Raw genomic sequence first — 26,576 nt, 5'->3', positions numbered from 1 at the left:
GCCGTATTCCCCGGGAGAATGGCCGTAACGGCGTACGCCCTACACCGCCCCCTGCTGACGCAGCGCAGCGATAGCCGCCGCGTCATAACCCAGTCCACCGAGCACCTCATCGGTATGCTCGCCCAGCCCTGGACCGATCCAGTCGGCTGAGCCGGGGGTGTCGGAGAGCTTGGGCACGATGCCTGGCATGCGGAAGGGCTTGCCGTCCGGCAGCTTCGCCGAGAGGAACATCTCGCGGGCGAGGAATTGCGGGTCGGCGAACATGTCCTCGGCGGAGTAGATGCGGCTGGCCGGCACTTCGGCTTCGCCCAGGACCTTCAGCACGGTGTCCAGGGGCTCGGAGCGGGCCCAGCGGTCGATCACCCCGTACAGCTCGTCACGCCGCTGGTCGCGTCCGGCGTTGTCGGCCAACTGCGGATCGTCCGCCAGGTCGGTGCGGCCGATGGCGAGCATGAAGCGGCGGAAGATCGCGTCGCCGTTGGCGGCGATCTGCACGTGCTTGCCGTCGGCCGTGGTGTGCACGGAGGAAGGCGTGATGCCGGGCATGATGTTGCCGCTGCGCTCGCGGATGAAGCCGAACACGTCGAACTCCGGCACCATCGATTCCATCATGGCGAATACCGCTTCATACAGCGCCACGTCCACTACCTGGCCCTGGCCGCCGTTGACCTCGCGGTGACGCAGCGCCATGAGCGCGCCGATCACGCCCCACAACGCGGCGATGGAGTCGCCGATGGAGATGCCGGTGCGTACCGGCGGGCGGTCTTCGAAGCCGGTGATGTAGCGCAGCCCGCCCATGGACTCGCCCACCGCGCCGAAGCCCGGCTGGTCCTTGTAGGGGCCGCTCTGACCGAAACCGGACAGGCGCACCATCACCAGTTTCGGATTCAGCGCGCGGATCACGTCCCAGCCCAGGCCGAGCTTTTCCAGCACGCCGGGACGGAAGTTCTCGATCAGGATGTCGGCCTCAGCCAGCAGTTTCTTCAGCACCTCGCGCCCGGACTCGTGTTTGAGGTTCAGGGTCAGCGAGCGTTTGTTGCGGGCCTGCACGAACCACCACAGCGAGGTGCCTTCGTAGAGCTTGCGCCACTTGCGCAGCGGGTCGCCGCCGTCGGGTGATTCGACCTTGATCACCTCGGCGCCGAATTCCGCGCACAGGCGCGAGGCGAAGGGACCGGCGATCAGCGTGCCCAGTTCGATCACTTTGAGGCCGGCGAGGGGTTTGGTGGTGGTGTTCATCGGTCGGTCCGTTCGGCGAGTGGTCGGCGGACTTTACCGCCCGCGCGGACGTTCGAACAGGCCGCCGGGCCGACCGTCTACCATCGGAGCTTTGCGCCGACGATGGGCACGCGTAGAGTAACCTTATCCGAGGACACTTCTGTCAGCTCGTCCGACTCTGGGCAGGGTAACCCCCGATGCGCGCGCTTCCGTCATTCCACTTCCCCGGCCCTCCGGCGCTCCCTGCGGGATGCGTGCAGGCGGAAGGCGAGGGGGTGGCATGGTCCTGAGCCTGCCAACGCTGGTCGTGGTCGATCTCTACGTGCTCACCCTGGTCGGGGTGCTGATGGCGTTCGCCTGGCACAGCGGCCGCCGCGAGCCGACGCTCGGCTACATGAGCGCGATGCTCCTGCTGGGGGCGCTGGGCACCTTCCTGGGGACCTTGCGGGGAATGGGCATCGATCTGGTGCCGATCCTGCTGGGCAACGTCATCCTGCACCTTTGCGCGGCGATGAACTGGACGTCCATGCGGGTGTTCGCCGGGCGCCGCCCGCACTGGCCGTTGATCGGCGCTGGCGCGGCCCTGTGGGCGTTGCTGTGCCTCTGGCCTGCGTTCTACGAGTCCCTGTCGGCTCGAGTGTTCGTCAGTACCTCGATCACCATCGCCTATTGCCTGGCGTCCGTCAGCGAGCTGCTGCGCAGCCGCCGCAAGCTGGAGGTGGAGCTGCGTCCGCCCCTGGCGCTGATGCTGTTCCACGGCGGCTTCTACATGGTGCGCCTGGCGGTCGACCGTGGCATGCCCTTCGAGAGCGCCAGCAACAATGGCCAGGGCAGCACCTTCTTCACCTTGCTGGTCTTCGAAACCATGCTCTACGCCATCGGCATCGCCTTCGCGACCCTGGCGATGGTCAAGGAGCGCGCCGAGCTGGGCTTCCGCAGCGCCGCGCTGAGCGATCCACTGACCGGCGCCGGCAATCGCCGGGCTTTCATGGATTCCGGCGAGCGCGCCTTGCGCCTGTGCGCCGAGCGCGGCGAGCAGGCTTCGCTGCTGCTCTGCGACCTGGACAACTTCAAGCGCCTCAATGACTCCTTCGGCCATCCCGCCGGCGACCGGGTGCTGGTGGAGTTCAGCCGCATCACTGCCTCACGCATGCGCAAGCAGGACCTGTTCGCACGCATCGGCGGGGAGGAGTTCGCCTGCCTGCTGGTGTCCGCCGATACCGAAGGCGCCTGCCAGGTGGCCGAGCGGGTGCGCCGCGAATTCGCCGAACTGCCGTTCATGGCCGAAGGGCAGCTCAGCGTGAGCATCGGCATCGCCACCACCCGCGAGGCCGGGCACGATCTGACGCGCCTGCTGGCGCTGGCCGACCAGGCGCTCTACGCCGCCAAGGCCAAGGGGCGCAACCGCATCGAGCTGGCCGCTCCGGAGCCGGGAACCGACCGCCGTACGCGCGAGTGAGCCACCAACCCGGTGCTTTCGCGGTAGACTTGCCGCCTTCCAAAATTCGCCGGGAATCCCCATGGCCCTGTCCGCCACGCCCTACAAAGCCGATATCAGCCTGACCGACCTCGACCGTGGGGTCTACGAGACTCTGCGCTTCACCGTCGCCCGCCACCCCTCGGAAACCGAGGAGCGCCTGGCGGTGCGTCTGCTGGCCTACGTCATCTGGTACAACGAGCAGCTGGCCTTCGGCCGCGGTCTGTCGGACGTGGAAGAACCTTCGCTGTGGGAAAAGAGCCTGGATGATCGCGTCCTGCACTGGATCGAAGTAGGCCAGCCTGACGCCGAGCGCCTGACCTGGTGCTCGCGCCGCTGCGAGAAGCTGACCCTGGTCGCCTACGGCAACCTGCGCGTGTGGACCACCAAGGTGCTCGACACGGTGCGCCACCTGAAGAACCTCAACGTCGTCGCCATGCCCCAGGAACCGCTGGAGGAAATCTCCCGCGACCTGCCGCGCTCGATCAACTGGACCGTAATGATCAGCGAAGGAACCATCTTCGTCACCGACGAGCGTGGCCAGCACGAGCTGCAAGTAGAGTGGCTGATGGGCGAGCGTTGATCGCCAGAGTTACCCGCTGTAACCAGGGCGCCGGGATCGGCGCCTGAGACGAAATCACCGGAACCTCCATGCGCATTGAATCCCGTCCGCTCCCGGAGCAATTGCCCGACCTCGGCGACCTGCCGCCACTGCTGACCCGCCTCTATGCCGCCCGTGGTGTACAGAGCGCCGCCGAGCTGGACAAGGGGCTGGCGCGGTTGATCCCGTATCAGCAGCTCAAGGGCGTCGATGCGGCGGTGGAGCTGCTGGTCGATGCGCTGGAGAAGGGCCAGCGGATTCTCTATGTCGGTGACTTCGACGCCGACGGCGCCACCGCCAGCAGCGTTGGCGTGCTGGCGTTGCGCATGCTCGGCGCGGCCTGGGTCGATTACCTGGTGCCGAACCGCTTCGAGTACGGCTACGGCCTGACCCCGGAAATCGTCGCCGTGGCGCTGGAAAAGCGCCCGGACCTGCTGGTGACCGTGGACAACGGCATCTCCAGCATCGACGGCGTCGCCGCTGCCAAGGCCGCCGGCCTGCGTGTGCTGGTCACCGACCACCACCTGCCGGGGCCGGAGCTGCCCGCCGCCGATGCCATCGTCAACCCGAACCAGCCCGGCTGCGACTTCCCCAGCAAGGCCATGGCCGGCGTTGGGGTGATCTTCTATGTGATGCTCGCCCTGCGCGCGCGCCTGCGTGAGCGCGGCTGGTTCGCCGCGCGCGGCATCGCCGAACCGAACCTCGCCGAATTGCTCGACCTGGTATCCCTGGGCAGCGTCGCTGACGTGGTGCCGCTGGACGCCAACAATCGCATCCTGGTGCACCAGGGCCTGGCGCGCATTCGCGCCGGCCGGGCCCGTCCGGGGCTGCGCGCGCTGCTGGAAGTGGCCGGGCGCGATTGCCGGCGGATCACCTCCACGGACCTGGGCTTCATCCTCGGCCCGCGCTTGAACGCCGCCGGCCGCCTGGACGACATGTCCCTGGGTATTGAAATGCTGCTCTGCGAGGACGAGGGCCTCGCCCGCGAGATGGCGGTGCAGCTCGACGCGCTCAACCAGGACCGCAAGGCCATCGAGCAGGGCATGCAGCGCGAGGCGCTGGCCCAGCTCAAGGAGCTGCCGATGGAGGAGATGCCCTTCGGCCTGTGCCTGTTCGACCCGGAGTGGCACCAGGGCGTGATCGGCATCCTCGCCTCGCGCCTGAAGGAGCGCTACCACCGTCCGACCATTGCTTTCGCCGATGCCGGCGACGGTAGCCTCAAGGGTTCGGCGCGCTCGGTACCGGGTTTCCACATCCGCGATGCGCTGGACGCGGTGGCCGCGCGTCATCCGGGGCTGATCAGCAAGTTCGGCGGCCACGCCATGGCTGCCGGCCTGTCGCTGCCGCAGGAAAACTTCGGCGCCTTCGCCGCCGCTTTCGATGCCGAGGTGCGCCGCCAGCTGGATGAGGAGGACCTCACCGGTCGCCTGCTCTCCGACGGCCAACTCGGCGCAGAGGAGTTCCACCTGGAGCTGGCGCGGGCGATCCGCCAGGCCGGTCCCTGGGGGCAGCACTTCCCCGAACCGCTGTTCCACGGCGTGTTCCAGATTGTCCAGCAGCGCGTGGTCGGCGAGCGTCACCTCAAGCTGGTGCTCAAGACCGAATGCGGTTCGCTGCAACTGGACGCCATCGCCTTCAACATCGACCGTGAAATCTGGCCCAACCCCACCGTGCGTTGGGCGGAAGTGGCCTACAAGCTCGACGTCAACGAGTTCCGCGGCAATGAAAGCGTGCAGCTGATGGTGGCGCATATCGCGCCGCGCTGATCTGTGGTGGCGCCGCATAGGCGGCGCCATGGTGGAAGGTTAAACTGACCGTCGTCCCCACCTGTGAGCAGGAGCTGCCGTGTCCCAAGATCATTCCTCCCTGGCCGCGTTCGCGCTGGAAACCCCGGCGCCGCTGTACGCGCGGGTCAAGGAGATCATCCTGCAGCAGATCCGCAACGGTGTCTGGAAGCCCAACTCCAAGCTGCCGTCGGAGAGCGAACTGTTCACCCTGCTGGGGGTGAGCCGGATGACCATCAACCGTGCACTGCGCGAGCTGACCATCGAGGGAGTGCTGGTGCGTCTGCAGGGTGTCGGCACCTTCGTCGCCGAGCAGAAGGGGCATGCCGCGCTCTTCGAGATCCACAACATTGCCGAGGAGATCGCCGCTCGCGGTCATGAGCACCGTTGCGAGGTAGTGCTGCTCGAGCCGCTCCCCGAAGGGGCGGACCTGGCCATGCCGTTCGAACTGGAGAACGTCAGCCGTATCTTCCACTCGGTGGTGGTGCACTACGAGAACGAAGTGCCGGTGCAACTGGAGGAGCGCTTCGTCAACGCCGAAGTCGCGCCCGAGTATCTGCAGCAGGACTTCACCCGCATCACGCCCTACGCCTACCTGATCCAGCTGGCGCCGCTCACCGAGGGTGAGCACGTGGTGGAGGCGATCAATGCCGAGGCGGCGGACTGCAAGCTGCTGCGGATCAAGCGTGGCGACGCCTGCCTGCTGATTCGCCGGCGTACCTGGTCGGCGAAGGGGCAGGTGGGTGCGGCACGGCTGGTCTATCCGGGATCGCGCTATCGCCTCGAAGGCCGCTTCGGGCAGTAACCGTTCCGCGGTCTTTCCGGGGCGGAATCGCCGCTCCGGATGCACCGTTTTGTTACCTTCGCGCACCGCGCTGTTACTTTTTCTCCTCTCCTTCCCGCCTCAAAGTTCGCCACCTGCACGTCGTGCAGCTTCCTTCCGGAAGTTTTGCGATGACTTCATCTATTTGAAATAAAAGATCTTTTCTCAAGTATTGGGAACCCCAGGGCGGCTGCCCGTCTCTTCTGGCCCTTGCTTTGCATTATGTTGTATATACAGGTTGATATAAGGCTATATGCATATCAGGTGACAGTAGAGGAGCAAGTTGCCGACCAGGGCATCGGGGCCTCTTCTGCGCACCCTTTTTCCGCCACGCCGGGATGGCTCCTGGCGATCCACTGGCGACACCACCCGCAAGCGAGGAAGACCCGATGAGTTCCACCGGCCGTTACCGCGATACCGAAATCCGTGCCCCGCGCGGCACCCAACTGAATGCCAAGAGCTGGCTGACCGAAGCGCCGCTGCGCATGCTGATGAACAACCTCGACCCGGAAGTCGCGGAGAACCCGAAGGAGCTGGTGGTGTACGGCGGCATCGGTCGCGCCGCGCGCAACTGGGAGTGCTACGACAAGATCGTCGAGACCCTGAAGGAGCTGAATGAGGACGAGACCCTGCTGGTGCAGTCCGGCAAGCCGGTCGGCGTGTTCAAGACCCACGCCAATGCCCCGCGCGTGCTGATCGCCAACTCCAACCTGGTGCCGCACTGGGCCAACTGGGAGCACTTCAACGAACTGGACGCCAAGGGCCTGGCCATGTACGGCCAGATGACCGCCGGCTCCTGGATCTACATCGGCAGCCAGGGCATCGTCCAGGGTACCTACGAAACCTTCGTCGAGGCCGGCCGCCAGCACTATGACGGCAACCTCAAGGGCCGCTGGGTGCTCACCGCCGGCCTGGGCGGCATGGGCGGCGCCCAGCCGCTGGCCGCCACCCTGGCCGGCGCCTGCTCGCTGAACATCGAATGCCAGCAGAGCCGCATCGACTTCCGCCTCGCCAGCCGTTACGTCGACGAGCAGGCCAAGGACCTCGACGACGCCCTGGCGCGCATCGCCCAATACACCGCCGAAGGCAAGGCCATCTCCATCGCCCTGCTGGGCAACGCCGCGGAAATCCTCCCGGAACTGCTCAAGCGCGGCGTGCGCCCGGACATGGTCACCGACCAGACTTCCGCCCACGACCCGCTCAACGGCTACCTGCCGGCCGGCTGGACCTGGGAGCAGTACCGCGACCGCGCGCAGACCGAACCGGCCGCCGTGGTGAAGGCCGCCAAGCAGTCCATGGCCGTGCACGTCAACGCCATGCTGGAGTTCCAGAAGCAGGGCATCCCGACCTTCGACTACGGCAACAACATCCGCCAGATGGCCAAGGAAGAGGGCGTCGAGAATGCCTTCGACTTCCCCGGCTTCGTTCCGGCCTACATCCGCCCGCTGTTCTGCCGTGGCATCGGCCCGTTCCGCTGGGCCGCGCTGTCCGGCGATGCCGAGGACATCTACAAGACCGACGCCAAGGTCAAGGAGCTGATCCCGGACGACGCCCACCTGCACAACTGGCTGGACATGGCCAAGGAGCGCATCAGCTTCCAGGGCCTGCCGGCGCGCATCTGCTGGGTCGGCCTGGGCCAGCGCGCCAAGCTCGGCCTGGCGTTCAACGAAATGGTGCGTCGCGGCGAGCTGAAAGCCCCGATCGTGATCGGCCGCGACCACCTGGACTCCGGCTCGGTCTCCAGCCCGAACCGCGAGACCGAAGCCATGCGCGACGGCTCCGACGCCGTGTCCGACTGGCCGCTGCTCAACGCCCTGCTGAACACCGCCAGCGGCGCCACCTGGGTTTCGCTGCACCACGGCGGCGGCGTGGGCATGGGCTTCTCCCAGCACTCGGGCATGGTGATCGTCTGCGACGGCACCGACGAGGCCGCCGCGCGCATCGCCAACGTACTGACCAACGACCCGGGTACCGGCGTGATGCGCCATGCCGACGCCGGCTACCAGATCGCCATCGATTGCGCCAAGGAGCAGGGCCTGAACCTGCCGATGATCACTGGCTGAGGAATAGAGCATGAGCAATGTGACTGAACTGCCCACGCCGCAGCCGCTCAACGGCGTGCGCGTGCTGGACCTGAGCCGCGTGCTCGCCGGGCCGCACTGCACCGCCATGTTGGCCGACCTTGGCGCCGAAGTGATCAAGTTCGAAGTGCCCGGGCACGGTGACGACAGCCGTCACCTCGGCCCGTTCAAGGATGGCGAGAGCGTCTATTTCGGCCTGATCAACCGCGGCAAGCGCAGCGTCGAGCTGGACTTCAAGGCACCGGAAGACCTGCAGCGTTTCTACCAACTGGTGGCCGACGCGGATGTGGTGGTGGAGAACTTCCGCCCCGGCGTCACCCAGCGCCTGGGCATCGACTTCGACAGCCTGCGTCGGCACAACCCGAAGCTGATCTACGCGAGCATTTCCGGCTTCGGCCAGAACGGCCCGCTGTCGCGCCGCCCGGCCTACGACATCGTCGCCCAGGCGATGTCCGGGCTGATGAGCGTCAGCGGCTTCCCCGAGACCGGCCCGACCCGCAGCGGCGAGGCGCTCGGCGACCTGTGTGCCGGCGTCTATGCGGCCTGGGCAATCAGCAGCGCGCTGTTCGCCCGCGAGCATCAGGGCAGCAGCGCGCAGTACATCGACGTGGCGATGTTCGATGTGCTGGTCAGCCTGCAGATGACCGGCCTGTCCAATCTGTTCGCCCACGGCAAGGCTCCGGGCCTGGTGGGTAACCGCCACCCGGTATCGACGCCCTTCGACACCTACCGCGCCGCCGACGGCCTGGTGGTGATCGCGGTGGCCAGCGACAAGCTGTTCCGGCGCTTCTGCGAAAGCATCGGCCGCGCCGAACTGGCGGACGATCCGCGCTTCGCCGACGACCCTTCGCGTACCCGCAACGAGCAGGCGCTGCGTGCCGAGATCGAAGCCTGGACCACTCAACGCAGTGTCGAGCAGGCCTGCGACCTGCTGCTGGATGCCGGCGTACCGGCCTCCCCGGTGTGGAACCTCGCCGAGGCCACCGGCAGCGAGCAGGCGCAGGTGCGCCAACTGCTGGTGCAGCCGGCCGACGACCAGCCGCCGCTGGTGCCACAACCCGTCTACTTCAACGGGCGCAAGCCCCATGCCGCAACGCGCGCCCCCCAATTGGGCGAAGCCAACGCCGCGTTCGGCCTCACGAAAAAAGCAGGAGCTGTGCAATGAACTTCGACATCGACGCCACCGAACTGGCCATCGTCGACTCCGCCGAGCGGGTCTGCCGCGACGTACTGGCCGCCAACGCGCAACGTTACGACGAAGCGGAAAGCTTCTGCGCGGAAAGTCTGCAGGCCCTCGGCGAACTGGGCTTCATGGGTATCAACCTGCCGGAAACCTACGGCGGCTTCGGTATCGGCAGCCTGGCCATGAGCCGGGTGGTCGAGGCGGTTTCAGCTGCCTGCGCCTCCACGGCCTCGGCGCTGACCGCGCACTTCCTCGCCACCGACTCGATCCTCATCGGCGGCAGCGAGGCGCAGCGCCAGGAATGGTTGCCGCGCTGTGCTTCCGGCGAACTGCTCGGGGCCTTCGGCCTCACCGAACCGGCGGCGGGCTCCAACCCGGCGGACATGCGCACCCGCGCCGTGCGCGAGGAGGGCGGCTGGCGCATCCGTGGCAGCAAGCATTACATCACCAACGCCCGCGAAGCCGACTTCATCGTGCTCTATGCCAAGACCGACCCGGACGCCGGCGCCCGTGGTATCAGCGCCTTCATGATTCCGAAGGGCACCACGGGCGTCACCTTCGCCACCCCGGAAAAGACCATGGGGCTGCGCGGCAGCACCATCTACGAGCTGGCGCTGGACTGCTGGCTTCCCGCCGAAGCCTTGCTGGGCCAGGAAAACCAGGGCTTCCGCACGGCAATGGAAGTGCTGGACCGCGGTCGGGTGGAAGTCGCCGCCATGTCCCTGGGGATTGCCCGCGCGGCCATGGAATATGCGCTGAAGTGGGTGGACGAGCGGCAGATCGGCCCCAAGCCGCTGTCGGCCTACCAGGGCACCCAGTGGCGCATCGCCGACATGCACGCGCAGTTCCAGGCAGCGCGCCTGCTGACCATGCAGGCGGCCGCGCGACGTGACAGCGGCGAGCGCTTCAGCCTCGAATCGGCGACCGCCAAGCTGTTCGCCGCCGAAGCCTGCGGCTTCATCACCGACGCCGCGCTGCAGCTGCACGGCGGCTACGGCTACATCCGCGACCTGCCGCTGGAGCGCTTCGTGCGCGATGCGCGGATCCTGCGGATCTTCGAGGGAACCTCCGAGGTGCAGAAGATCATCATCTCCCGCGCCGTGCTGGATGCCGCCCGCCATTGACGGCAGGTACGGGGCGGCCGTCCTGGCCGCCCCGGCGAATCAGGAAACGCTGTGCATAACAACAACAGCGCGGCCGGGTGCATCTCCGGCCGCGAGGAGAACGCTTCATGGCTGGTAAGTCCCTGATCGAAACCCGTTCCATCGATTACATTCCCGAATCCGAGCGGCATGGCCGGCTGTTCAGTCAGTTCACCCTGTGGTTCGGCTGCAACCTGCAGATCACCGCGATCGTCACCGGCGCCCTGGCCGTGGTGCTGGGCGGCGACGTGTTCTGGTCGCTGATCGGCCTGCTCATAGGCCAGCTCTTCGGCGGCGTGGTCATGGCCCTGCATGGTGCCCAGGGGCCCAAGCTGGGCCTGCCGCAGATGATCTCCAGTCGCGTGCAGTTCGGCGTGTTCGGCGCGGTCATCCCACTGGTGCTGGTGTGCGTGATGTACGTCGGCTTCAATGCCACCGGGACCGTACTGGCGGGGCAGGCCGTCGGCCAGCTGGCGCATGTCAGCGATACCGTCGGCATCCTGGTCTTCGCGGCGGTGATCGTGGTGGTGACGGTCTGCGGCTACCGCGTGATCCATTGGTTGGGCAAGGCCGCCAGCGTGCTCGGCATCGTCGCCTTCGCCTACTTGTTCGTGCGGCTGCTGTCGGTCAACGACATCGGCGTGCTGCTGGAAAACCGCCACTTCGCCTGGAACACCTTCCTGTTGGCGGTCTCCCTGGCGGCGTCCTGGCAGATTGCCTTCGGCCCTTATGTCGCCGACTACTCGCGCTACCTGCCCAGCCAGACCTCGTCGCCCAAGACCTTCCTCGCCGTGGGGCTGGGCTCGGTGATCGGCTCGCAGACCTCGATGGTGCTTGGTGTATTCGCCGCGGCGCTGGCCGGCAAGGCCTTCTCCGGCCAACCGGTGGCCTACGTGGTCGGCCTGGGCGCCAGCGGCATGATGGCCGCCGCACTGTTCTTCAGCGTCGCCTTCGGCAAGGTCACCATCGCCACACTCAACGCCTACGGCAGCTTCATGTGCATCGCCACCATCATCAGTGGCTTCCGTGGCCACCTGGAGGTGACGCGGCTGCAGCGCCTGCTGTTCGTGCTGCTGATCGTCGGCCTGTCCACCGGGCTGGCGCTGGCGGGGCAACACTCTTTCCTTGCCGCGTTCAAGTCGTTCCTGCTGTTCCTGCTGGCGTTCTTCACCCCCTGGAGTGCGATCAACCTGGTGGACTACTACTGCATCACCCGCGAGCGCTACGACATCCCGGCGCTGTCCGACCCGGACGGGCGCTATGGCCGCTGGAACTGGACCGGCATCGGCGTCTACTGCTTCGGCGTGCTGGTGCAGATGCCCTTCATCGACAGCGGCTTCTACTCCGGCCCGATGGTGGAGACGCTGGGCGGCGTGGACATTTCCTGGCTGGTCGGCCTGGTGTTGCCGGCGCTGGCCTACTACCTGCTGGCGCGCAACAGCCAGGGACATGTGCCGGCTCGGCTGATCTCGCCGGAAGCGGGCGACCCGGCAAGCTGAGCCGGCAAGGGAAACATGCCGATGTGAAATCCTTTTGCAGGTTTTGCCCCGCTCATTCGTCCTGTTAGTCAGGAGCGTGCGCTTCGCTGCGGCGAGGCGCCACGCAGACGATAAGAACGGAGGCCCGAATGCCTGTTTCCCCTCGCTACGAACCCGTGCGTGCCGTCCCGATGGGCGCGCGCCCATGACCGTCGTCGCAGAGTTCTCTGCCCACCGTAGCCAGCGCCGCTCCCGCCAGTTGCTGGAGCTGGCCGGGCTGCGTTGCAGCCTGCCGCGCCTGAAGCTGCTCGACGCGCTGTCGGTGCTGGGCAGCAGCACCGCCGCCGAGCTGCATGCACACCTGCAGGGCTCCGGTCCGTCGATCGGCTTCGATTCTGTCAGCCAGAGCCTGCGCCGCTTGCACCAGAGCGGCATGCTGGTACGCGATATGCGCAAGCGCTACAGCCTTGCCCCCGCCTTCGATGGCGCACTGCCGGCCAGGGCGGCGGCTGAGGCGCGCTAGCGGGCGACGATTGCCTGCATCGTCCGGCGAACCCGGTCTACAGTTGTAGTACAAGAACTGAAGACCACAGGGAGTTTCGCCATGAGCCAGTTGTTCGAGCCCTTGACCCTACGCCAGCTGACCCTGTCCAACCGCATCGCCGTTTCCCCCATGTGCCAGTACTCCGCCCAGGACGGACTGGCCAACGATTGGCACCTGGTCCACCTGGGGAGCCGCGCAGTGGGGGGCGCCGGGCTGGTAATCGTCGAAGCCACGGCCGTCGCCCCGGAAGGGCGGATCAGCGCTGAAGACCTGGGCATCTGGAACGACGAGCAGATCGAGCCGTTGCGCCGCATTACCCGCTTCCTGGAATCCCAGGGCGCGGTGGCCGGCGTGCAACTGGCCCACGCCGGGCGCAAGGCCAGCACCTGGGCGCCGTGGCTGGGCAAGCACGGCTCGGTGCCGATCAGCGAGGGCGGCTGGACTCCGGTGGCGCCGTCCGCCATCGCCTTCGACCCGCAGCACACCGCGCCCATCGCCCTGAGCGAAGAGCAGATGGAAACCATCAAGCAGCAGTTCGTGCGCGGCGCCGAGCGCGCCCTGGCCGCCGGCTTCAAGATCGTCGAGGTGCACGCCGCCCACGGCTACCTGTTGCATCAGTTCCTCTCGCCGCTCTCCAACCAGCGCCGCGACCAGTACGGCACCTGTTTCGAGAACCGTATCCGTTTCCTCCTGGAGGTCACCGAGGCCGTGCGCGCGGTATGGCCGCAGGAATTGCCGCTGTTCGTCCGCCTGTCGGCCACCGACTGGGTGGAGGATGGCTGGAACCCCGACGAGACGGTGGAGCTGGCGCGCCGCCTGAAGGACCTGGGCGTGGACCTGATCGACGTGTCCTCCGGCGGCACGGCGGTGAACGCCGAGATTCCGGTAGGGCCGGGCTACCAGACGCAGTTCTCCGAGCGCGTGCGCAAGGAGGCCGGGGTCGCCAGCGGCACCGTTGGCATGATCACTGAGCCGGTCCAGGCCGAGCACATCCTGCGTACCGGCCAGGCCGACCTGATCCTGCTGGCCCGCGAGCTGCTGCGCGATCCTTACTGGCCCTTGCACGCCGCCGACGAGTTGGGCGGCCAGCCGGTCCCGTGGCCGCCGCAGTATCTACGTGCCGCCCAGCGGGGTACGCCGCAACGCAAGGCGTTCGGGCAGGTCTGATGCCTCACCGGGTCACGAGGGGCAGCCCCGCGTGACCTGGTCATGCAAAAAAAATGAAATGTGATGTATGTCACAACTTGTTATTCCGGTGCTAGGCTTGCACTGCTCGCGCAAGGACCGCGCAATCACCCACCGGAGCACGCATGGACGCACCTGCCAAGCCCGTCGCCATCCCGCAATCCGAGATCGCCTTGTTGGCGAATATCCTTGCGCTCGCCACCCGCAACATGACCAACCTCAGCACCCTGATCACCCAGCTGTCGGTGGAGCTCGGCCACAGTCCGGACCCGCACCTGCAGCGCGTGGGGCAGCGGGTGCTGGCGGATGTGGACGTGTTGTCGAAATCGCTGGATACCCAGTGGGAGCTGATCGGTGCCCTGGCGCGCTATTGCCCACTGCTGGCGCGTACGCCGCTGGTGAAGCCGACACTGGTGACGGAAATCCACATCACCGAGTTGCCGGACAGGGCGTAGGGCGTACAACCGTTCGCGGTTGTACGCCGGTACACCGAACGTATCGGCGGCTCCGGAGCCAGGTTCGGAGTGCCCGGGGACCGCTGTCAGTCGGCGTATAACGTCGAACGTTATACGCCCTACGTGTCCCGGCGCCCGAAGGACGCCCCTGCCGACGGTCACTCCCCCGCCTGGGCCAGCTCGAATCTCATCATCAGGGCCCAGGGCGCATCGCTGTCGCCCACGCGGATGGGTTGCAGCAGCTCCACGCAGCGGCCCTTCACCTGTTCCCAGGGCTTGCCCTGGGCGATGGCGGTGCGCGCTTCGGCGGGCAGTTCGCCGGCCTTGTCGCCCAGGCGGCGGGCGTCGGGATGGGCGACGTAGACGCCAGCATTCGAGATCAGCGTGTAGTGGCCGTTGCCCATGGGCGTGAGCTTGCCGAGGCTTTCCTGCAACTGGTGCAGGGTGTAGTCGGCGCCGAGGATGCCGAGGAAGCGGCCGTTGGCGAACATGGGCGACATGAACGAGGTCATCAGCACGGTGCTGCCGCCGACGCTGTATTCGTAGGGCTCCATGAATACGTCGCGGCCCTTGTCGCGGGGGATCTGGTACCAGTCGCCGCTGCCATCGGCCTTGTCGTAGCCGACCAGGCATTCGCGCTGGGCCACGCCGCTGCCGCGGTGCCAGTAGGCCATGAGGCGACCGCTGGGGTCGTGCCCCGGTGCGTTGGCGAACTCGGCGTCGCGGCCGTCGAAGGCGTTGGGTTCGCAGCCGCAGGCGAAGGCCAGCAGGTCGGGGTTGCGGGTCAGGTATTCGTGCATCACCGCGTCGATCTGCTCGCGTTGCGGGCCGAGGTTGCGGGTCTTCATGCCGATCAGGAAGTTCTTCAGGCCGTAGAGCGCGGTGGCCATCACGGCAAAGCGCGCTTCCAGGCGCTGGGTCTCGCTGGCCAGCACCACGCGGGCAGTGTCCAGCAGGCTTGAATGTTCAGCCTGTTCGACGTCGGCCAGGGCCTTGGCGCTTTCGCTCTTGATCGAGGCGACGACGTTGCCGATGTCGGCGGTGGCGTTGGCCGACTGGGTGGCCAGGCGGCGCACCTCGTCGGCGACCACCGCGAAGCCGCGCCCGCTTTCCCCGGCGCGGGCGGCTTCGATGGCGGCGTTGAGCGCCACCAGGTTGGTGTTCTTGGCGATCTGCTTGATGACTTCGGAGACCTTGCTGATCTCGGTCCAACGTACGTTGAGGTCAGCGATCAGTTGCTTGACCTGTTCGATGGTGGAGCGGGTGCTGGAGCTGTCCTCGGCCTTGGCGGGCCGTTTTTCGAGTGTGGTTGGCATGGCTTGCGACTGCTGTGACGGGTGAGGGCAGATGGGAAGGTGGGGGCTGCTTTCTTCTAATGTCGGCCGCGCCCGGAGGCTCGGCTGTGCGAGGGGCTGGTGGTCGCTACGCAGGGCGAACAGCGCGCAGCGTTATCCGCCCTGCTTTTCTGTGGCGGCCTTACCAGCCGAGCTGCTTGTGCAGGCCCAGGGCGTCGTAGTAGTCGCCCTGGTAGACGATCTTGCCGTTCTTCACTTTCACGTAGCTCACGCCGTCGAACGACAGCGGCTTGTTGGTGGCCGGGGTCTGGGCATCCCAGGCACCGGTGTTGGTGCCGCTGAAGGTCCACTGGAAGGCGATGCCGTCCTTGTCGACGATCGGCTTGCCATTCATCTTCCATTCCAGGTCCGGCACGGCCCCCACGAACACCTTGATCACATTGTCGCGCGCGGCTTCGCGGCCCTTCTGCGGGGTGCCGACGGTGACGTCGAAGTACTCCGCGTCCTTGGCCAGGTAGCCGGCGGCCTTCTCGGCATCGTGGGCGTTCCACGCGGCCATGTAGGCGTCGACGATCTGCTTGGGTGACTCTGCTGCCTGTACAAGACCGGCAAAGGTGAACAGCGACAGCAGGTAAAACGCTCTGACGAGGTGACGCATGCTTGCCTCCGTTGCGGGCGTGCCCGCGGGTTGTCGGCCGGGCGGCCGATGAGTGCGGCGCCACGCATGGCGTGGCGCCGGGTTCTACTGACGGTAGTCAGGATCAGTGCTTGATCATCACGTGACGGATCGCGGTGTAGTCCTCCAGACCGTACATCGACATGTCCTTACCGTAGCCCGACAGCTTCATGCCGCCGTGGGGCATCTCGGTGGTCAGCATGAAGTGCGTGTTGACCCAGGTGCAGCCGTACTGCAGGCGCGCGGACAGGCGATGGGCGCGACCGATGTCACTGGTCCACACCGAGGAGGCCAGGCCGTAGTCGGAGTCGTTGGCCCAGGCCAGTGCCTGTGCTTCGTCCTCGAACTCGGTGACCGAGACCACCGGGCCGAAGATTTCGCGGCGGACCACTTCGTCGTCCTGGCGGGCGCCGGCCAGTACGGTCGGCTCGAAGAAGAAGCCCGCACGATCGGCACGCTTGCCGCCGGTGACCACTTCGATGTGTGGCACTTGCCTGGCGCGCTCGACGAAGCCGATCACGCGCTCCAGGTGCTGCTCGGTGATGACCGGGCCCAGTTCGGTGTTCGGGTCGTCCTGCTCGCCGTACTGGATGCTGGACACGGCTTCGCCGAGCTTCTGCACGAACTTGGCGTAGATGCCCTTCTGCGCGTAGATGCGGCAGGCGGCGGTGCAGTCTTGCCCTGCGTTGTAGAAGCCGAAGGTACGGATGCCTTCCACGGCGGCGTCGATGTCGGCGTCGTCGAAGATCAGTACCGGGGCCTTGCCGCCCAGTTCCATGTGCATGCGCTTCACGGTGTCGGCGGTGCCGGCGATGATGCGGCTGCCGGTGGCGACCGAACCGGTCAGGGAAACCATGCGCACTTTCGGGTGGGTGGTCAGCGGTTCGCCGACGCTCGGGCCGCGGCCGAAGACCAGGTTGACCACGCCGGCGGGGAAGATGCCGGCCATCAGCTCGGCCAGGCGCAGGGCGGTCAGCGGGGTCTGCTCGGACGGCTTGAGCACCACGGTATTGCCGGCGGCCAGGGCCGGGCCGAGTTTCCACGCGACCATCATCAGCGGGTAGTTCCATGGTGCGATGGAGGCGACCACGCCCACCGGGTCGCGGCGGATCATCGAGGTGTGGCCCGGCAGGTATTCGCCGGCGGCGGAGCCTTGCATCACACGGCAGGCGCCGGCGAAGAAGCGGAACACGTCGGCCACGGCCGGCAGTTCGTCGTTCAGCGCGGCGGTGTAGGGCTTGCCGCAGTTGTTGGATTCCAGGCGGGCCAGTTCCTCGGCGTTGGCGTCGATGGCGTCGGCCAGTTGCAGCAGGAGCATCGCGCGGTCTTTCGGCGCGGTCTGCGACCAGCTGTCGAAGGCGGCGTCGGCAGCCAGCACGGCGGCGTCGACCTGGGCCGGAGTGGCCTCGGCGATCTCCACCAGGGTGGTGCCCAGGGACGGGTTCACAACGGCGAGCTTCTCGCCTTCGCCAGCGACCAGTTGGCCGTTGATCAGCAGGTTGGTTTGCATGGTTGGGTCCTCTTGGTCAGGAGCGTGGTGCAAATTCGGTTGGGGTGTTTCTTCTTGGGGGCCTGCCGGTTTGGGGGCGGCGGGCCTGAGGGGTTCTGTTAGTTGGGAGCGGGGGCTTTCCCTCTCCCTAATCCTCTCCCTGAAGGGAGAGGGGACCGTTCGGTGCAGGATGAAACCAGGGTGTCAGCCGGCACGGATAACTCCCTCTCCCTTCAGGGAGAGGGCGGGGGAGAGGGTGCATGGCACCCATGTCATTTCCCGCTCCCCGCCACGCCTTCGCCACCCTTGGTCAGGTAGTAGGCGCCGAGGATCGGCAGCATGGTCACGATCATCACCAGCATCGCCACCACGTTGGTCACCGGCACGTCACGCGGGCGGCCCAACTGGTTGAGCAGCCAGATCGGCAGGGTGCGCTCATGGCCGGCGGTGAAGGTGGTGACGATGATCTCGTCGAAGGACAGCGCGAACGCCAGCATGCCGCCCGCCAGCAGCGCCGAGCCGAGGTTGGGCAGGATCACGTAGCGGAACGTCTGCCAGCCGTCGGCGCCCAGGTCCATCGAGGCTTCGATGAGGCTGTGGGAGGTGCGGCGGAAGCGTGCGATGACGTTGTTGTAGACGATCACCACGCAGAAGGTGGCGTGGCCGATGACGATGGTCAGGAAGCCCGGTTCGATGCCGAGGGTCTTGAACGCCGACAGCAGCGCGATGCCGGTGATGATGCCGGGCAGGGCGATCGGCAGGATCAGCATCAGCGAGATGCCTTCCTTGCCGAAGAAGTCGCGGCGGTACAGTGCGGCGGCCGCGAGCGTGCCCAGGAGCATGGCGATCAGCGTGGCGACGCTGGCGATCTTCACCGACAGCTCGATGGCTTCGAGCACGTCCTGGCGCGCGAAGGCGACGCTGAACCAGTGCAGGGTGAAGCCTTTGGGCGGGAAGCTGAAGGCCGCGTCCTCGGTGTTGAAGGCATACATGAAGATGATCAGGATCGGGAAGTGCAGGAACACCAGCCCGCCCCAGGCGGCCGCTTTGAGCCCCCAGGATGCTTTCTCAGAGTGCATCGAAGGCCCCCAGACGTTTGACGATGGACAGGTACACGGCGATCAGCACGATGGGCACCAGGGTGAAGGCGGCGGCCATCGGCATGTTGCCGATCGCGCCCTGCTGGGCGTAGACCATGCTGCCGATGAAGTAGCCCGGCGGGCCCACCAGTTGCGGCACGATGAAGTCGCCCAGGGTCAGGCTGAAGGTGAAGATCGAGCCGGCGGCGATACCGGGGATCGACAGCGGCAGGATGACCTGGAAGAAGGTCTGCCGCGGGTGCGCGCCGAGATCCGCCGAGGCTTGCAGCAGGGACGGCGGCAGGCGCTCCAGGGAGGCCTGGATCGGCAGGATCATGAATGGCAGCCAGATGTACACGAACACCAGGAAGCGGCCGAAGCTGGAGGTGGACAGGGTGTTGCCACCGATCCCCGGAATGCCCAGCAGCAGGTTCAGTACAGGCTCCAGGCCCAGGTGCTGGACGAACCACATCGCCACGCCGCCCTTGGCCAGCAGCAGGGTCCAGGCGTAGGCCTTGACGATGTAGCTGGCCCACATCGGCATCATCACGGCGATGTAGAAGAACGCCTTGGTCTTGCCGGTGGTGTAGCGCGCCATGTAGTAGGCGATGGGGAAGGCCACCGCGCCGCTGGCGATGGACACCGCGACCGCCATCAGCACGGTGCGCTGGATGATGTCGAAGTTGGAGCCACTGAACAGCGAGCCGAAGTTGGCCCAGGTCAGGTCCGGCGTCACCGTCATGGTGAAGTCGTCGAAGGTGTAGAAACCCTGCCACAGCAGCGTCAGCAGCGAGCCCAGGTAGATCGCGCCGAACCACAGCAGCGGCGGGATCAGCAGCAGCGAGAGGTACAGCGTCGGCTTGCGGTAGAGCAGGTTGGACAGGCGGCGCAGCGGACCATTGCTGGCCGCCGGCAGCGCTGCATTCATCGTCAGTTCCATCTCACGCGCCCTCGTTCAGCACCACCATCGCCTCGCGCGCCCAGCGAGCGGTCACGCGCTGGCCCGGCTGGTGGGCGAGGTCGATGTCGGCCCACTGGCTGTTGGCCTGGCTGAGGCAGAGGTTCTGGCCGTTGTCGAGACGGATCTCGTAGCGGGTCGCCGCGCCCTGGTACTGGATGTCGTGCAGCAGGCCGCTGATCTCGATGTCCGAGGCGCTGCGTTCGCCGTTGGCGAAGCGGATGTGCTCGGGGCGGATGGAGAAGGGCTGGGCGTTGCCGGTGAGGTTCTGGGCGATGTCGCCGCGCAGCACGTTGGAGGTGCCGACGAATTCCGCCACGAACGGCGTGGCCGGCTTCATGTAGAGGTTGCGCGGGGTGTCGACCTGCTCGATGCGGCCCTTGTTGAACACCGCGACGCGGTCGGACATGGACAGCGCTTCGCTCTGGTCGTGGGTGACGAAGATGAAGGTGATGCCCAGCTGGCGCTGCAGCTTCTTCAGCTCGCTCTGCATCTGCTCGCGCAGCTTGAGGTCCAGCGCGCCGAGGGGTTCGTCCAGCAGCAGCACGCGAGGGCGGTTCACCAGGGCGCGGGCCAGGGCGACGCGCTGGCGCTGGCCACCGGAGAGCTGCACTGGCTTGCGTACGCCGTAGCCGCCCAGGGCAACCATGGCCAGGGCTTCTTCAGCGCGCTTGAGGCGCTCGGCCTTGCCGATGCCTTTCACTTTCAGGCCGTAGGCGACGTTCTCCAGCACGCTCATGTGCGGGAACAGTGCGTAGTCCTGGAACACGGTGTTGACGTCGCGCTGGTAGGGCGGCAGGCCGGCGGCCTCCTCGCCATGGATGCGGATGGAGCCTGCGGTGGGTTGCTCGAAGCCGGCGATCAGGCGCAGGCAGGTGGTCTTGCCCGAACCCGACGGGCCGAGCATGGAGAAGAACTCGCCGTCCTTGATGTCGATGGACACCCGGTCAACGGCTTTCACCTCGCCGAACTGGCGGGAGACCTGGGTGAATTGAACAGCGGGAGTGGTCATGGTGCACGCTCCAAGGGGCAGGAATCCGGCGCGGCCGGGCCCTGCCCGTGAATCTGAGATACGGGTGAATCGGTACGGATGTGGTTCGTGGGTGGGCGTTGCGCGGGACTGGCTCCCCTCTCCCTTCAGGGAGAGGGGCAGGGGGAGAGGGCTGGCCTCAGGCACGGGGCCTGGATTCCCTCTCCCCAACCCTCTCCCTGAAGGGAGAGGGAGCTGTCAGGCGCTTGGGAAAAATCCCTGCCTCAACGGCCGCCCATGATCCCGATGTAGTCCTGGGTCCAGCGGCTGTAGGGAACGAACTTGCCGCCCTCGGCCACCGGGGTCTTCCAGAACGCGATCTTGTCGAACTGGTTGTAGCCGTTGGTGGCACAGCCTTCGCCGCCCAGCAGGGTGCTGGCCTTGCAGCCTTCCGGCACCGCCGGCACGGAGCCGAACCAGGCCGCCACGTCGCCCTGCACCTTGGGTTCCAGCGACCAGTTCAGCCACTTGTAGGCGCAGCTCGGGTGCTGGGCTTCGGCATGCAGCATGGTGGTGTCGGCCCAGCCGGTGACGCCTTCCTTCGGGAACACGGTGCCGATCGGTTGACCTTCGGCCTTCAGGGCGTTGGCCTGGTACGGCCAGGCGCCGGAAGCGGCGACGCCTTCGTTCTTGAAGTCGCTCATCTGCACGGTGGTGTCGTGCCAGTAGCGGTGGATCAGGTCATGCTGCTTGCGCAGCAGTTCGACCACGGCCGCGTATTGCTTCTCGTCGAGCTGGTACGGATCGGTGATGCCCAGCTCCGGCTGAGTCGCCTTCAGGTACAGCGCGGCGTCGGCGACGTAGATCGGGCCGTCGTAGGCCTGCACGCGGCCCTTGTTCGACTTGCCGTCGGGCAGGTTCTGGGCTTCGAAGACGACCTTCCAGCTGTCCGGCGCGGTGGGGAAGACCTTGGTGTTGTACATCAGCAGGTTCGGGCCCCACTGGTACGGTGCGCCGTAGGTCTTGCCGTTGACCACGTACCAGGCGGCGTCTTTCAGGCGCGGGTCGATGTTCTTCCAGTTGGGGATCAACGACGGGTCGATCGGCTGCACGCGCTTGCCGTAGATCAGGCGCAGGGAGGCGTCGCCCGAAGCGGTGACCAGGTCGTAGCCGCCCTTGGCCATCAGGCTGACCATCTCGTCGGAAGTGGCAGCGGTCTTCACGTTAACCTGGCAGCCGGTGTCCTTCTCGAACTGGGTCACCCAGTCGTAGTTCTTGTCGGACTGGCCGCGCTCGATGTAGCCGGGCCAGGCGATGATGTCCAGGCGGCCTTCGCCTTTGCCGACTTCCTTCAGGGCCTCGGCGGCCTGGACGCCGGCGCTGGCCAGCAGGGCGGTGGTGATGGCACTGAGCAGTGCGGTCTTGCGCATCGGGTGTCTCCCTCTCGTTGTTGTCTCTATTGGTGGGGCAGTTCAATCGAGCAACAGCCCTCGCGCGGCGTACCGCCGGGGCGTTTCTTATGTGCCGGCGGGTGTCCCGCCGGATGGTTCAATCCAGTTGCTGGCCGTGGCGCGCCATGATGTGGCGCACCACGCTGTAGTCCTGCAGCGAGTCGCTGGACAGGTCCTTGCCGTAGCCCGAGCGCTTGAGCCCGCCGTGGGGCATCTCGCTGGCGAGCATGAAATGCGTGTTGATCCAGGTGCAGCCGTACTGCAGGCGGTTGGCGATCTGGAAGGCCTTGTCCAGGTTCTGCGTCCACACCGAGGAGGCCAGGCCGTATTCGGAGTCGTTGGCCCAGTCCACCGCCTGCTCCAATTGGTCGAAGCGGGTCACGGTGACGACCGGGCCGAATACTTCGCGCTGGACGATTTCGTCCTGCTGCTTGCAGCCGGCCAGCAGGGTCGGCTGGTAGTAGAAGCCGGGGCCCGAATGCACGGCGGCACCGGTGACGCGCTCGATGTGCGGCTGGCCGAGGGCGCGTTCGACGAAGCTGGCCACGCGGTCGCGCTGGCGGGCGCTGATCAGCGGGCTGATCTCGTTGTCGGCGTCGCGCTTGCGGGCGAAGCGGATGCTCGCCACGGCGTCGCCCAGTTCGGCGACGAGACGGTCGTGGATGCCGGCCTGGGCATAGATGCGGCAGGCGGCAGTGCAGTCCTGCCCGGCGTTGTAGTAACCGTGGGTGCGTATGCCCTGGACCACGGCTTCGAGGTCGGCGTCGTTGCAGACGATCACTGGCGCCTTGCCGCCCAGTTCCAGGTGGGTGCGTTTGAGGGTGCGCGAGGCGGCCTGGAGAATCTTCTGCCCGGTAACGATGTCGCCGGTGAGCGAGACCATGCGCACCTTCGGGTGGCTGACCAGGTGGCTGCCGACACCTTCGCCGCCGCCGCAGACGATGTTGATCACGCCGGCGGGGAGGATTTCCGCCAGGGCCGGGGCCAGCGCCAGGATACTCAGCGGAGTGTGCTCGGACGGCTTGAACACCAGCGTGTTGCCGGCGGCCAGCGCGGGGGCGATTTTCCACGCGGCCATCATCAGCGGGTAGTTCCACGGCGCGATGGAGGCGACCACGCCCACCGGGTCGCGGCGCACCATGCTGGTGTGTCCGGGCACGTATTCGCCGGCGAGCTGGCCCTGCTGGCAGCGCACGGCGCCGGCGAAGAAACGGAACACGTCGGCGGTGGCCGGGATGTCGTCCTGGCGTGCCAGGTGCAACGGCTTGCCGCAGTTCAGCGATTCCAGCTGGGCGAGATCATTGGCGCGCTTGTCGATGGCATCGGCGATGGCGAGCAGGGCGGTGGCGCGCTGCGCGGGCGTGGTACGGGCCCAGGCGGGGAAGGCGCGATGCGCAGCAGCGATGGCCTGCTCGACCTGATCGATGGAGCCGTCGGCGATGCTGGCGATGGTTTCGCCCGTGGTTGGGTTGATGATCGGCTCGGCCATGCCTTCGCCGGCGACCAGTTGGCCGTCGATCAGCAAGGCGGTATGCAGGGTTGCGCCAGTCATCTTGGAAACTCGTCTTTTATCTGTCTTGTTTTCGGGGGCCATGTGCGTGCTCCGGCGGGGCGGTGCCCGGAACTGGCCCTTTGCATGGAGGCAGAGACTAGAGTCCGGGCGTGGGGTCTACAAATTCTAATTACTGAAAGTGGCATTCGATTAAATCGAATGGCTGGCTCTACTGCGCCGAACCCGTAGGGCGCATAACGCCACAAGCGTTATCCGCCGTCAGCGCAGATCCGAACCTTCTTGGCGGATAACCGCAAGCGGTTATGCGCCCTACATCTAAATGGACAGCTTCTTCGCGTTGGGCTGCTCGCGGGCGACGGTGAGGAACGGGTCCACCAGCGGTGGCCGCGCTGTGCCGCGCCGCCAGGCCAGGCCCACGTCCAGTGGTTCGGACAGGTCCACCAGCGGCCGCGCCTCGATGATGTCGCCCTCCAGCGACCAGGGGCGGTAGGTCATGTCCGGCTGGATCGACAGCCCCAGCCCCGCCGCCACCAGGCTTCGTACCGCCTCCACGGACGCCGTGCGCAGCGTCACCTGCGGCACCAGTCCGGCGCGGGACCAGATGCGCTGGGTGTGCAGGCCCATCTCGTCGGCGTTCAGCTGGATCAATGGCTCGCCGGCCACATCGGCCAGGGCGATGCTGTCGCGCTCCAGCAGCGGGTGCTGCGCCGGCAGCCAGAGGCGGTGCGGCGAGTGGGTCAGCACCTCGGTTTGCAGGGCGTGGCGGTCTTCCAGGTTGGAGAGGATCAGCACGCCGACGTCGATCTCGCCGCTTACCAGCAGGTGCTCGATGTACGGGCGCTCGTCCTCCACCACGCGGGTCTGCACGTTGGGGTAGGCGCGCTGGAAGCGGTTGATCAGGTCCGCCAGGTAATAGCCCGCCACCAGGCTGGTCACCCCGATGGTCAGGCTGCCGGCTACCTGATCGGTGCTCTGCTGCAGGCTGCGCTTGGCGTTCTCCACCGTGGCCAGGATCAGGTGCGCCTGGCGCAGGAACTGGTGGCCCTGGTGGGTCAGGGTCATGCCCTTGGCGTGGCGATCGAACAGGCGTACGCCGATCTCTTCTTCCAGTTGCTGGATGGCCAGCGTCAGGGTCGACTGGGAAATGAACACCGCCTGGGCAGCGGCGGAGATCGAGCCGGTCTCGGCGACGGCGATGAAATGGCGGATCTGGCGGAGCGTCATCATGGGCGGTGGGCCGCTTGCGAGTCGGTGATGGCAGAGTGCGGGCCTCTAGGACGGCACTCCAGCGCTTTTCATTGTTGATTATCGAAAATCTATAGGAGCATTCTTTTTTATCGAAGGAAAGCCGCTTATCGCACTGCGGGTCCGCAGGGAAAAGGCCCGCAATATCCGGAAGCACACTGTCACTCCGTCTGAATCGCCCGTCGGGCTAGAGTCGGAATCCACATTTTCCGATTCCAAGAGACAGTGGAGATCGCCATGAACACACGCGGCCTGCTCGACCAGTTGCTCAAATCCGGCCAGGACCTCCTGCAGAACAAGGGCGTTGCCCGGCAGGACAGTGGCCAGCCCTCTTCATCCGGCAAGGGCGGCCTGGACCTCGGCAGTCTGCTCTCCGGCGCCGGTGGTGGCGCTCTGGCGGCGGGCGCGTTGGGCCTGCTGATGGGCAGCAAGAAGGCGCGCAAGATCGGCGGCAAGGTCGTCACCTACGGCGGTCTCGCGGCACTCGGCGTGCTCGCCTACAAGGCCTACGGTGACTGGCAACAGAAGCAGGCCAGCGCCCCGCGCGGCGAACCGCAGACCGTCGATCGCCTGCCGCCGGCCCAGGCCGAACAGCACAGCCACGCGATCCTGCGGGCCATCGTTGCCGCCGCCAAGGCCGACGGACATATCGATGATCGCGAACGCCAGCTGATCGATGGCGAAATCGCCAAGCTCACCGGCGACGTTGAGCTGCAGGGCTGGCTCGACCGCGAACTGGCCAAGCCGCTCGACCCGGCCGAGGTCGCTCGCGCCGCTACCAGCGAGGAAATGGCCGCCGAGATGTATCTCGCGAGCCTGCTGATGGTCGACGAGACCAATTTCATGGAGCGCGCCTACCTCGACGAACTGGCCCGCCAACTGAGCCTCGACGCCGGCCTCAAGGTCGAGCTGGAAGCCCAGGCGAGCAAAGCCCTGCAAGCCGTGCCGGCATGAAAGGCGTGATCCCCCTCGCAATCGCCCGCAATGGCTCGCGCCGGGACGCCTGGCTCCGGTATTGAGCGCGTCGGCCCGATAGGCTCCGTCGCCGGGCGTCCCGACCACAGCGGGCCGGCCGGCGGAGAGCGCTGGCGCATCGGTGTGGCAGGACTATCGTTGCCCAACGCACACCGCGCGAAGGCGAGGGACTTGTCATGAACACAACCGATCTACTGGAACAACTGCTGCGGGCCGGACAGGGCTCGGCGGCGCAACAGCAACAGGGCGGCGCGGACCCGCTGGGTGGTCTGGGCGGTCTGCTCGGCGGGCTGCTGGGTGGCGGCGCCAGCGGTGGCCTGGGTTCGATCCTCGGCAGCGGTAGCAGCGGTGGCGCGGGTGGTCTTGGCGGCCTGGGTAGCGTACTGGGCAGCATGCTCGGCGGCGGCAGCGGTGGCGGTGGTATGCCGCAAGGCCGCTCCAGCGCTGGTGGCGTCAACTACGCCATGCTCGCCTCGCTGGGCATGATGGCCTTCCAGGCCTACCAGAACTGGCAACGCCAGCAGAGCGCCAACGCCGCGCAGCAGTCGTCGCTGACCACCGTCGACCAGCTCGAAGGTCCGGAGGCCGAAGCCCACAGCCACGCCATCCTGCAGGCCATGCTGGCGGCGGCCAAGGCGGACGGCCGCATCGACGAACGCGAACAGGCCGCCATCCAGGCCGAGTTGCAGCGCCATGCCGGCGAGCCGCAACTGCAGGCGTGGATCGACGCCGAGATGCGCAAGCCGCTGGATGCCGCCGAAGTCGCCCAGGCCGCCCAGGGTGATCCCGCCGTGGCCGCGGAGATGTACCTGGTCAGCGTGATGTTGGTGGACGACCAGCAGGACGCCGAACGTACCTACCTCGACGAACTCGCCTACAACCTCAACCTCGATCCCGAGCTGCAGGCGCATCTGGAGCAGCAGGCGAAGGCTGGTGGCGAAGTAGCTTGATACA

Annotated in this window: 23 protein-coding genes and 1 pseudogene; 13 read left to right on the top strand and 11 right to left on the bottom strand. The window is 66.6% G+C overall.

Annotated elements, in window-relative coordinates:
• Nucleotides 1-39: 39 nt before the first annotated feature.
• Entirely contained in the window at nucleotides 40-1,239 is a 1,200-nt protein-coding gene (locus SD196_RS21030; RefSeq protein WP_416310621.1) for a CaiB/BaiF CoA transferase family protein, read from the bottom strand.
• Between the two features lie 259 nt (nucleotides 1,240-1,498).
• Between SD196_RS21030 and SD196_RS21025 the strand changes: the two genes are divergently transcribed.
• The 11 genes from SD196_RS21025 to SD196_RS20975 all read left to right on the top strand — a co-directional run bounded on the left by SD196_RS21025 (nucleotide 1,499) and on the right by SD196_RS20975 (nucleotide 13,971).
• Nucleotides 1,499-2,677, top strand: coding sequence for a sensor domain-containing diguanylate cyclase (locus SD196_RS21025; protein ID WP_275608315.1), 1,179 nt, complete (start codon nucleotides 1,499-1,501; stop codon nucleotides 2,675-2,677).
• A gap of 61 nt (nucleotides 2,678-2,738) precedes the next feature.
• On the top strand, nucleotides 2,739-3,278 hold the full coding sequence (locus SD196_RS21020) for a YaeQ family protein (protein ID WP_152225232.1): 540 nt from the start codon (nucleotides 2,739-2,741) through the stop codon (nucleotides 3,276-3,278).
• 68 nt (nucleotides 3,279-3,346) lie between these two features.
• A complete protein-coding gene (gene recJ, locus SD196_RS21015) occupies nucleotides 3,347-5,062 on the top strand; it encodes a single-stranded-DNA-specific exonuclease RecJ (RefSeq protein ID WP_331319074.1) in 1,716 nt (571 codons plus the stop codon).
• A gap of 79 nt (nucleotides 5,063-5,141) precedes the next feature.
• The gene (hutC, locus tag SD196_RS21010) at nucleotides 5,142-5,885 is read left to right on the top strand and encodes a histidine utilization repressor (RefSeq protein ID WP_275608313.1); all 744 of its coding nucleotides are present in this window, start codon (nucleotides 5,142-5,144) and stop codon (nucleotides 5,883-5,885) included.
• 407 nt (nucleotides 5,886-6,292) lie between these two features.
• On the top strand, nucleotides 6,293-7,966 hold the full coding sequence (gene hutU, locus SD196_RS21005) for a urocanate hydratase (RefSeq protein ID WP_416310620.1): 1,674 nt from the start codon (nucleotides 6,293-6,295) through the stop codon (nucleotides 7,964-7,966).
• 10 nt (nucleotides 7,967-7,976) lie between these two features.
• Complete coding sequence (locus SD196_RS21000; RefSeq protein ID WP_275608311.1) at nucleotides 7,977-9,149, top strand: CaiB/BaiF CoA transferase family protein; 1,173 nt, start codon at nucleotides 7,977-7,979, stop codon at nucleotides 9,147-9,149.
• Nucleotides 9,146-10,291 carry an acyl-CoA dehydrogenase family protein gene (locus SD196_RS20995; RefSeq protein WP_416310619.1) on the top strand — a complete coding sequence of 382 codons (1,146 nt, stop codon included), beginning with the start codon at nucleotides 9,146-9,148 and terminating at the stop codon, nucleotides 10,289-10,291. Before SD196_RS21000 ends, SD196_RS20995 begins: the two co-directional genes overlap by 4 nt.
• 107 nt (nucleotides 10,292-10,398) lie before the next feature.
• Nucleotides 10,399-11,808: a purine-cytosine permease family protein gene (locus SD196_RS20990; protein WP_331316769.1), complete on the top strand. Its 1,410-nt coding sequence runs from the start codon at nucleotides 10,399-10,401 to the stop codon at nucleotides 11,806-11,808.
• Between the two features lie 184 nt (nucleotides 11,809-11,992).
• Complete coding sequence (locus SD196_RS20985) at nucleotides 11,993-12,310, top strand: transcriptional repressor (protein ID WP_275608308.1); 318 nt, start codon at nucleotides 11,993-11,995, stop codon at nucleotides 12,308-12,310.
• An 81-nt stretch (nucleotides 12,311-12,391) separates the two neighbouring features.
• Entirely contained in the window at nucleotides 12,392-13,498 is a 1,107-nt protein-coding gene (locus tag SD196_RS20980) for an NADH:flavin oxidoreductase/NADH oxidase (protein WP_275608307.1), read from the top strand.
• A gap of 143 nt (nucleotides 13,499-13,641) precedes the next feature.
• Nucleotides 13,642-13,971: a hypothetical protein gene (locus SD196_RS20975; protein ID WP_275608306.1), complete on the top strand. Its 330-nt coding sequence runs from the start codon at nucleotides 13,642-13,644 to the stop codon at nucleotides 13,969-13,971.
• A 158-nt stretch (nucleotides 13,972-14,129) separates the two neighbouring features.
• On the opposite strand, the gene SD196_RS20970 is transcribed toward SD196_RS20975, so the two are convergent.
• From SD196_RS20970 to SD196_RS20925, 10 genes and pseudogenes are all read right to left on the bottom strand, one after another.
• On the bottom strand, nucleotides 14,130-14,960 hold the full coding sequence (locus SD196_RS20970; protein ID WP_373276858.1) for a chemotaxis protein: 831 nt from the start codon (nucleotides 14,958-14,960) through the stop codon (nucleotides 14,130-14,132).
• Nucleotides 14,961-14,993: 33 nt separating this feature from the next.
• Nucleotides 14,994-15,287 (bottom strand): annotated as a pseudogene (locus SD196_RS20965) (methyl-accepting chemotaxis protein); the annotation flags it as partial.
• Nucleotides 15,288-15,447: 160 nt separating this feature from the next.
• Complete coding sequence (locus tag SD196_RS20960) at nucleotides 15,448-15,924, bottom strand: ester cyclase (RefSeq protein WP_343572228.1); 477 nt, start codon at nucleotides 15,922-15,924, stop codon at nucleotides 15,448-15,450.
• A 103-nt stretch (nucleotides 15,925-16,027) separates the two neighbouring features.
• A complete protein-coding gene (locus tag SD196_RS20955; protein ID WP_343572230.1) occupies nucleotides 16,028-17,452 on the bottom strand; it encodes a gamma-aminobutyraldehyde dehydrogenase in 1,425 nt (474 codons plus the stop codon).
• 251 nt (nucleotides 17,453-17,703) lie between these two features.
• Nucleotides 17,704-18,510 (bottom strand): ABC transporter permease, encoded by an 807-nt coding sequence (locus SD196_RS20950; RefSeq protein ID WP_138212584.1) that lies wholly within the window; start codon nucleotides 18,508-18,510, stop codon nucleotides 17,704-17,706.
• Nucleotides 18,500-19,450, bottom strand: coding sequence for an ABC transporter permease (locus SD196_RS20945; protein WP_038803387.1), 951 nt, complete (start codon nucleotides 19,448-19,450; stop codon nucleotides 18,500-18,502). Before SD196_RS20945 ends, SD196_RS20950 begins: the two co-directional genes overlap by 11 nt.
• 1 nt (nucleotide 19,451) lies before the next feature.
• A complete protein-coding gene (locus tag SD196_RS20940; protein WP_275608302.1) occupies nucleotides 19,452-20,480 on the bottom strand; it encodes an ABC transporter ATP-binding protein in 1,029 nt (342 codons plus the stop codon).
• Nucleotides 20,481-20,722: 242 nt separating this feature from the next.
• Entirely contained in the window at nucleotides 20,723-21,868 is a 1,146-nt protein-coding gene (gene ydcS / locus SD196_RS20935) for a putative ABC transporter substrate-binding protein YdcS (protein ID WP_275608301.1), read from the bottom strand.
• A 118-nt stretch (nucleotides 21,869-21,986) separates the two neighbouring features.
• A complete protein-coding gene (locus SD196_RS20930) occupies nucleotides 21,987-23,441 on the bottom strand; it encodes a gamma-aminobutyraldehyde dehydrogenase (protein ID WP_370599921.1) in 1,455 nt (484 codons plus the stop codon).
• Between the two features lie 276 nt (nucleotides 23,442-23,717).
• Entirely contained in the window at nucleotides 23,718-24,629 is a 912-nt protein-coding gene (locus SD196_RS20925; protein WP_259756729.1) for a LysR family transcriptional regulator, read from the bottom strand.
• Nucleotides 24,630-24,884: 255 nt separating this feature from the next.
• On the opposite strand from SD196_RS20925, the gene SD196_RS20920 reads away from it, so the two are divergent.
• On the top strand, nucleotides 24,885-25,601 hold the full coding sequence (locus SD196_RS20920; RefSeq protein ID WP_275608299.1) for a tellurite resistance TerB family protein: 717 nt from the start codon (nucleotides 24,885-24,887) through the stop codon (nucleotides 25,599-25,601).
• Nucleotides 25,602-25,798: 197 nt separating this feature from the next.
• The gene (locus SD196_RS20915; RefSeq protein ID WP_275608298.1) at nucleotides 25,799-26,572 is read left to right on the top strand and encodes a tellurite resistance TerB family protein; all 774 of its coding nucleotides are present in this window, start codon (nucleotides 25,799-25,801) and stop codon (nucleotides 26,570-26,572) included.
• Nucleotides 26,573-26,576: the final 4 nt, after the last annotated feature.

The sequence above is a fragment of the Pseudomonas macauensis genome (genome assembly GCF_047902425.1).
Lineage (GTDB): Bacteria > Pseudomonadota > Gammaproteobacteria > Pseudomonadales > Pseudomonadaceae > Pseudomonas.
This window is presented reverse-complemented; position numbering and strand designations above follow the sequence as displayed.

Excerpts from the sequence above, each read along its gene's own strand:
- SD196_RS20940 (WP_275608302.1), bottom strand. The coding sequence starts at position 20,480 with ATGACCACTCCCGCTGTTCAATTCACCCAGGTCTCCCGCCAGTTCGGC.
- ydcS (WP_275608301.1), bottom strand. The coding sequence starts at position 21,868 with ATGCGCAAGACCGCACTGCTCAGTGCCATCACCACCGCCCTGCTGGCC.
- SD196_RS20920 (WP_275608299.1), top strand. The coding sequence starts at position 24,885 with ATGAACACACGCGGCCTGCTCGACCAGTTGCTCAAATCCGGCCAGGAC.
- SD196_RS20915 (WP_275608298.1), top strand. The coding sequence starts at position 25,799 with ATGAACACAACCGATCTACTGGAACAACTGCTGCGGGCCGGACAGGGC.
- SD196_RS20975 (WP_275608306.1), top strand. The coding sequence starts at position 13,642 with ATGGACGCACCTGCCAAGCCCGTCGCCATCCCGCAATCCGAGATCGCC.
- SD196_RS21020 (WP_152225232.1), top strand. The coding sequence starts at position 2,739 with ATGGCCCTGTCCGCCACGCCCTACAAAGCCGATATCAGCCTGACCGAC.
- SD196_RS21025 (WP_275608315.1), top strand. The coding sequence starts at position 1,499 with ATGGTCCTGAGCCTGCCAACGCTGGTCGTGGTCGATCTCTACGTGCTC.
- SD196_RS20960 (WP_343572228.1), bottom strand. The coding sequence starts at position 15,924 with ATGCGTCACCTCGTCAGAGCGTTTTACCTGCTGTCGCTGTTCACCTTT.
- SD196_RS20985 (WP_275608308.1), top strand. The coding sequence starts at position 11,993 with ATGACCGTCGTCGCAGAGTTCTCTGCCCACCGTAGCCAGCGCCGCTCC.
- SD196_RS20980 (WP_275608307.1), top strand. The coding sequence starts at position 12,392 with ATGAGCCAGTTGTTCGAGCCCTTGACCCTACGCCAGCTGACCCTGTCC.
- SD196_RS20990 (WP_331316769.1), top strand. The coding sequence starts at position 10,399 with ATGGCTGGTAAGTCCCTGATCGAAACCCGTTCCATCGATTACATTCCC.
- SD196_RS20950 (WP_138212584.1), bottom strand. The coding sequence starts at position 18,510 with ATGCACTCTGAGAAAGCATCCTGGGGGCTCAAAGCGGCCGCCTGGGGC.
- SD196_RS20995 (WP_416310619.1), top strand. The coding sequence starts at position 9,146 with ATGAACTTCGACATCGACGCCACCGAACTGGCCATCGTCGACTCCGCC.
- SD196_RS20955 (WP_343572230.1), bottom strand. The coding sequence starts at position 17,452 with ATGCAAACCAACCTGCTGATCAACGGCCAACTGGTCGCTGGCGAAGGC.
- SD196_RS20925 (WP_259756729.1), bottom strand. The coding sequence starts at position 24,629 with ATGATGACGCTCCGCCAGATCCGCCATTTCATCGCCGTCGCCGAGACC.
- recJ (WP_331319074.1), top strand. The coding sequence starts at position 3,347 with ATGCGCATTGAATCCCGTCCGCTCCCGGAGCAATTGCCCGACCTCGGC.
- SD196_RS21000 (WP_275608311.1), top strand. The coding sequence starts at position 7,977 with ATGAGCAATGTGACTGAACTGCCCACGCCGCAGCCGCTCAACGGCGTG.
- SD196_RS21030 (WP_416310621.1), bottom strand. The coding sequence starts at position 1,239 with ATGAACACCACCACCAAACCCCTCGCCGGCCTCAAAGTGATCGAACTG.
- SD196_RS20945 (WP_038803387.1), bottom strand. The coding sequence starts at position 19,450 with ATGGAACTGACGATGAATGCAGCGCTGCCGGCGGCCAGCAATGGTCCG.
- hutU (WP_416310620.1), top strand. The coding sequence starts at position 6,293 with ATGAGTTCCACCGGCCGTTACCGCGATACCGAAATCCGTGCCCCGCGC.
- SD196_RS20930 (WP_370599921.1), bottom strand. The coding sequence starts at position 23,441 with ATGACTGGCGCAACCCTGCATACCGCCTTGCTGATCGACGGCCAACTG.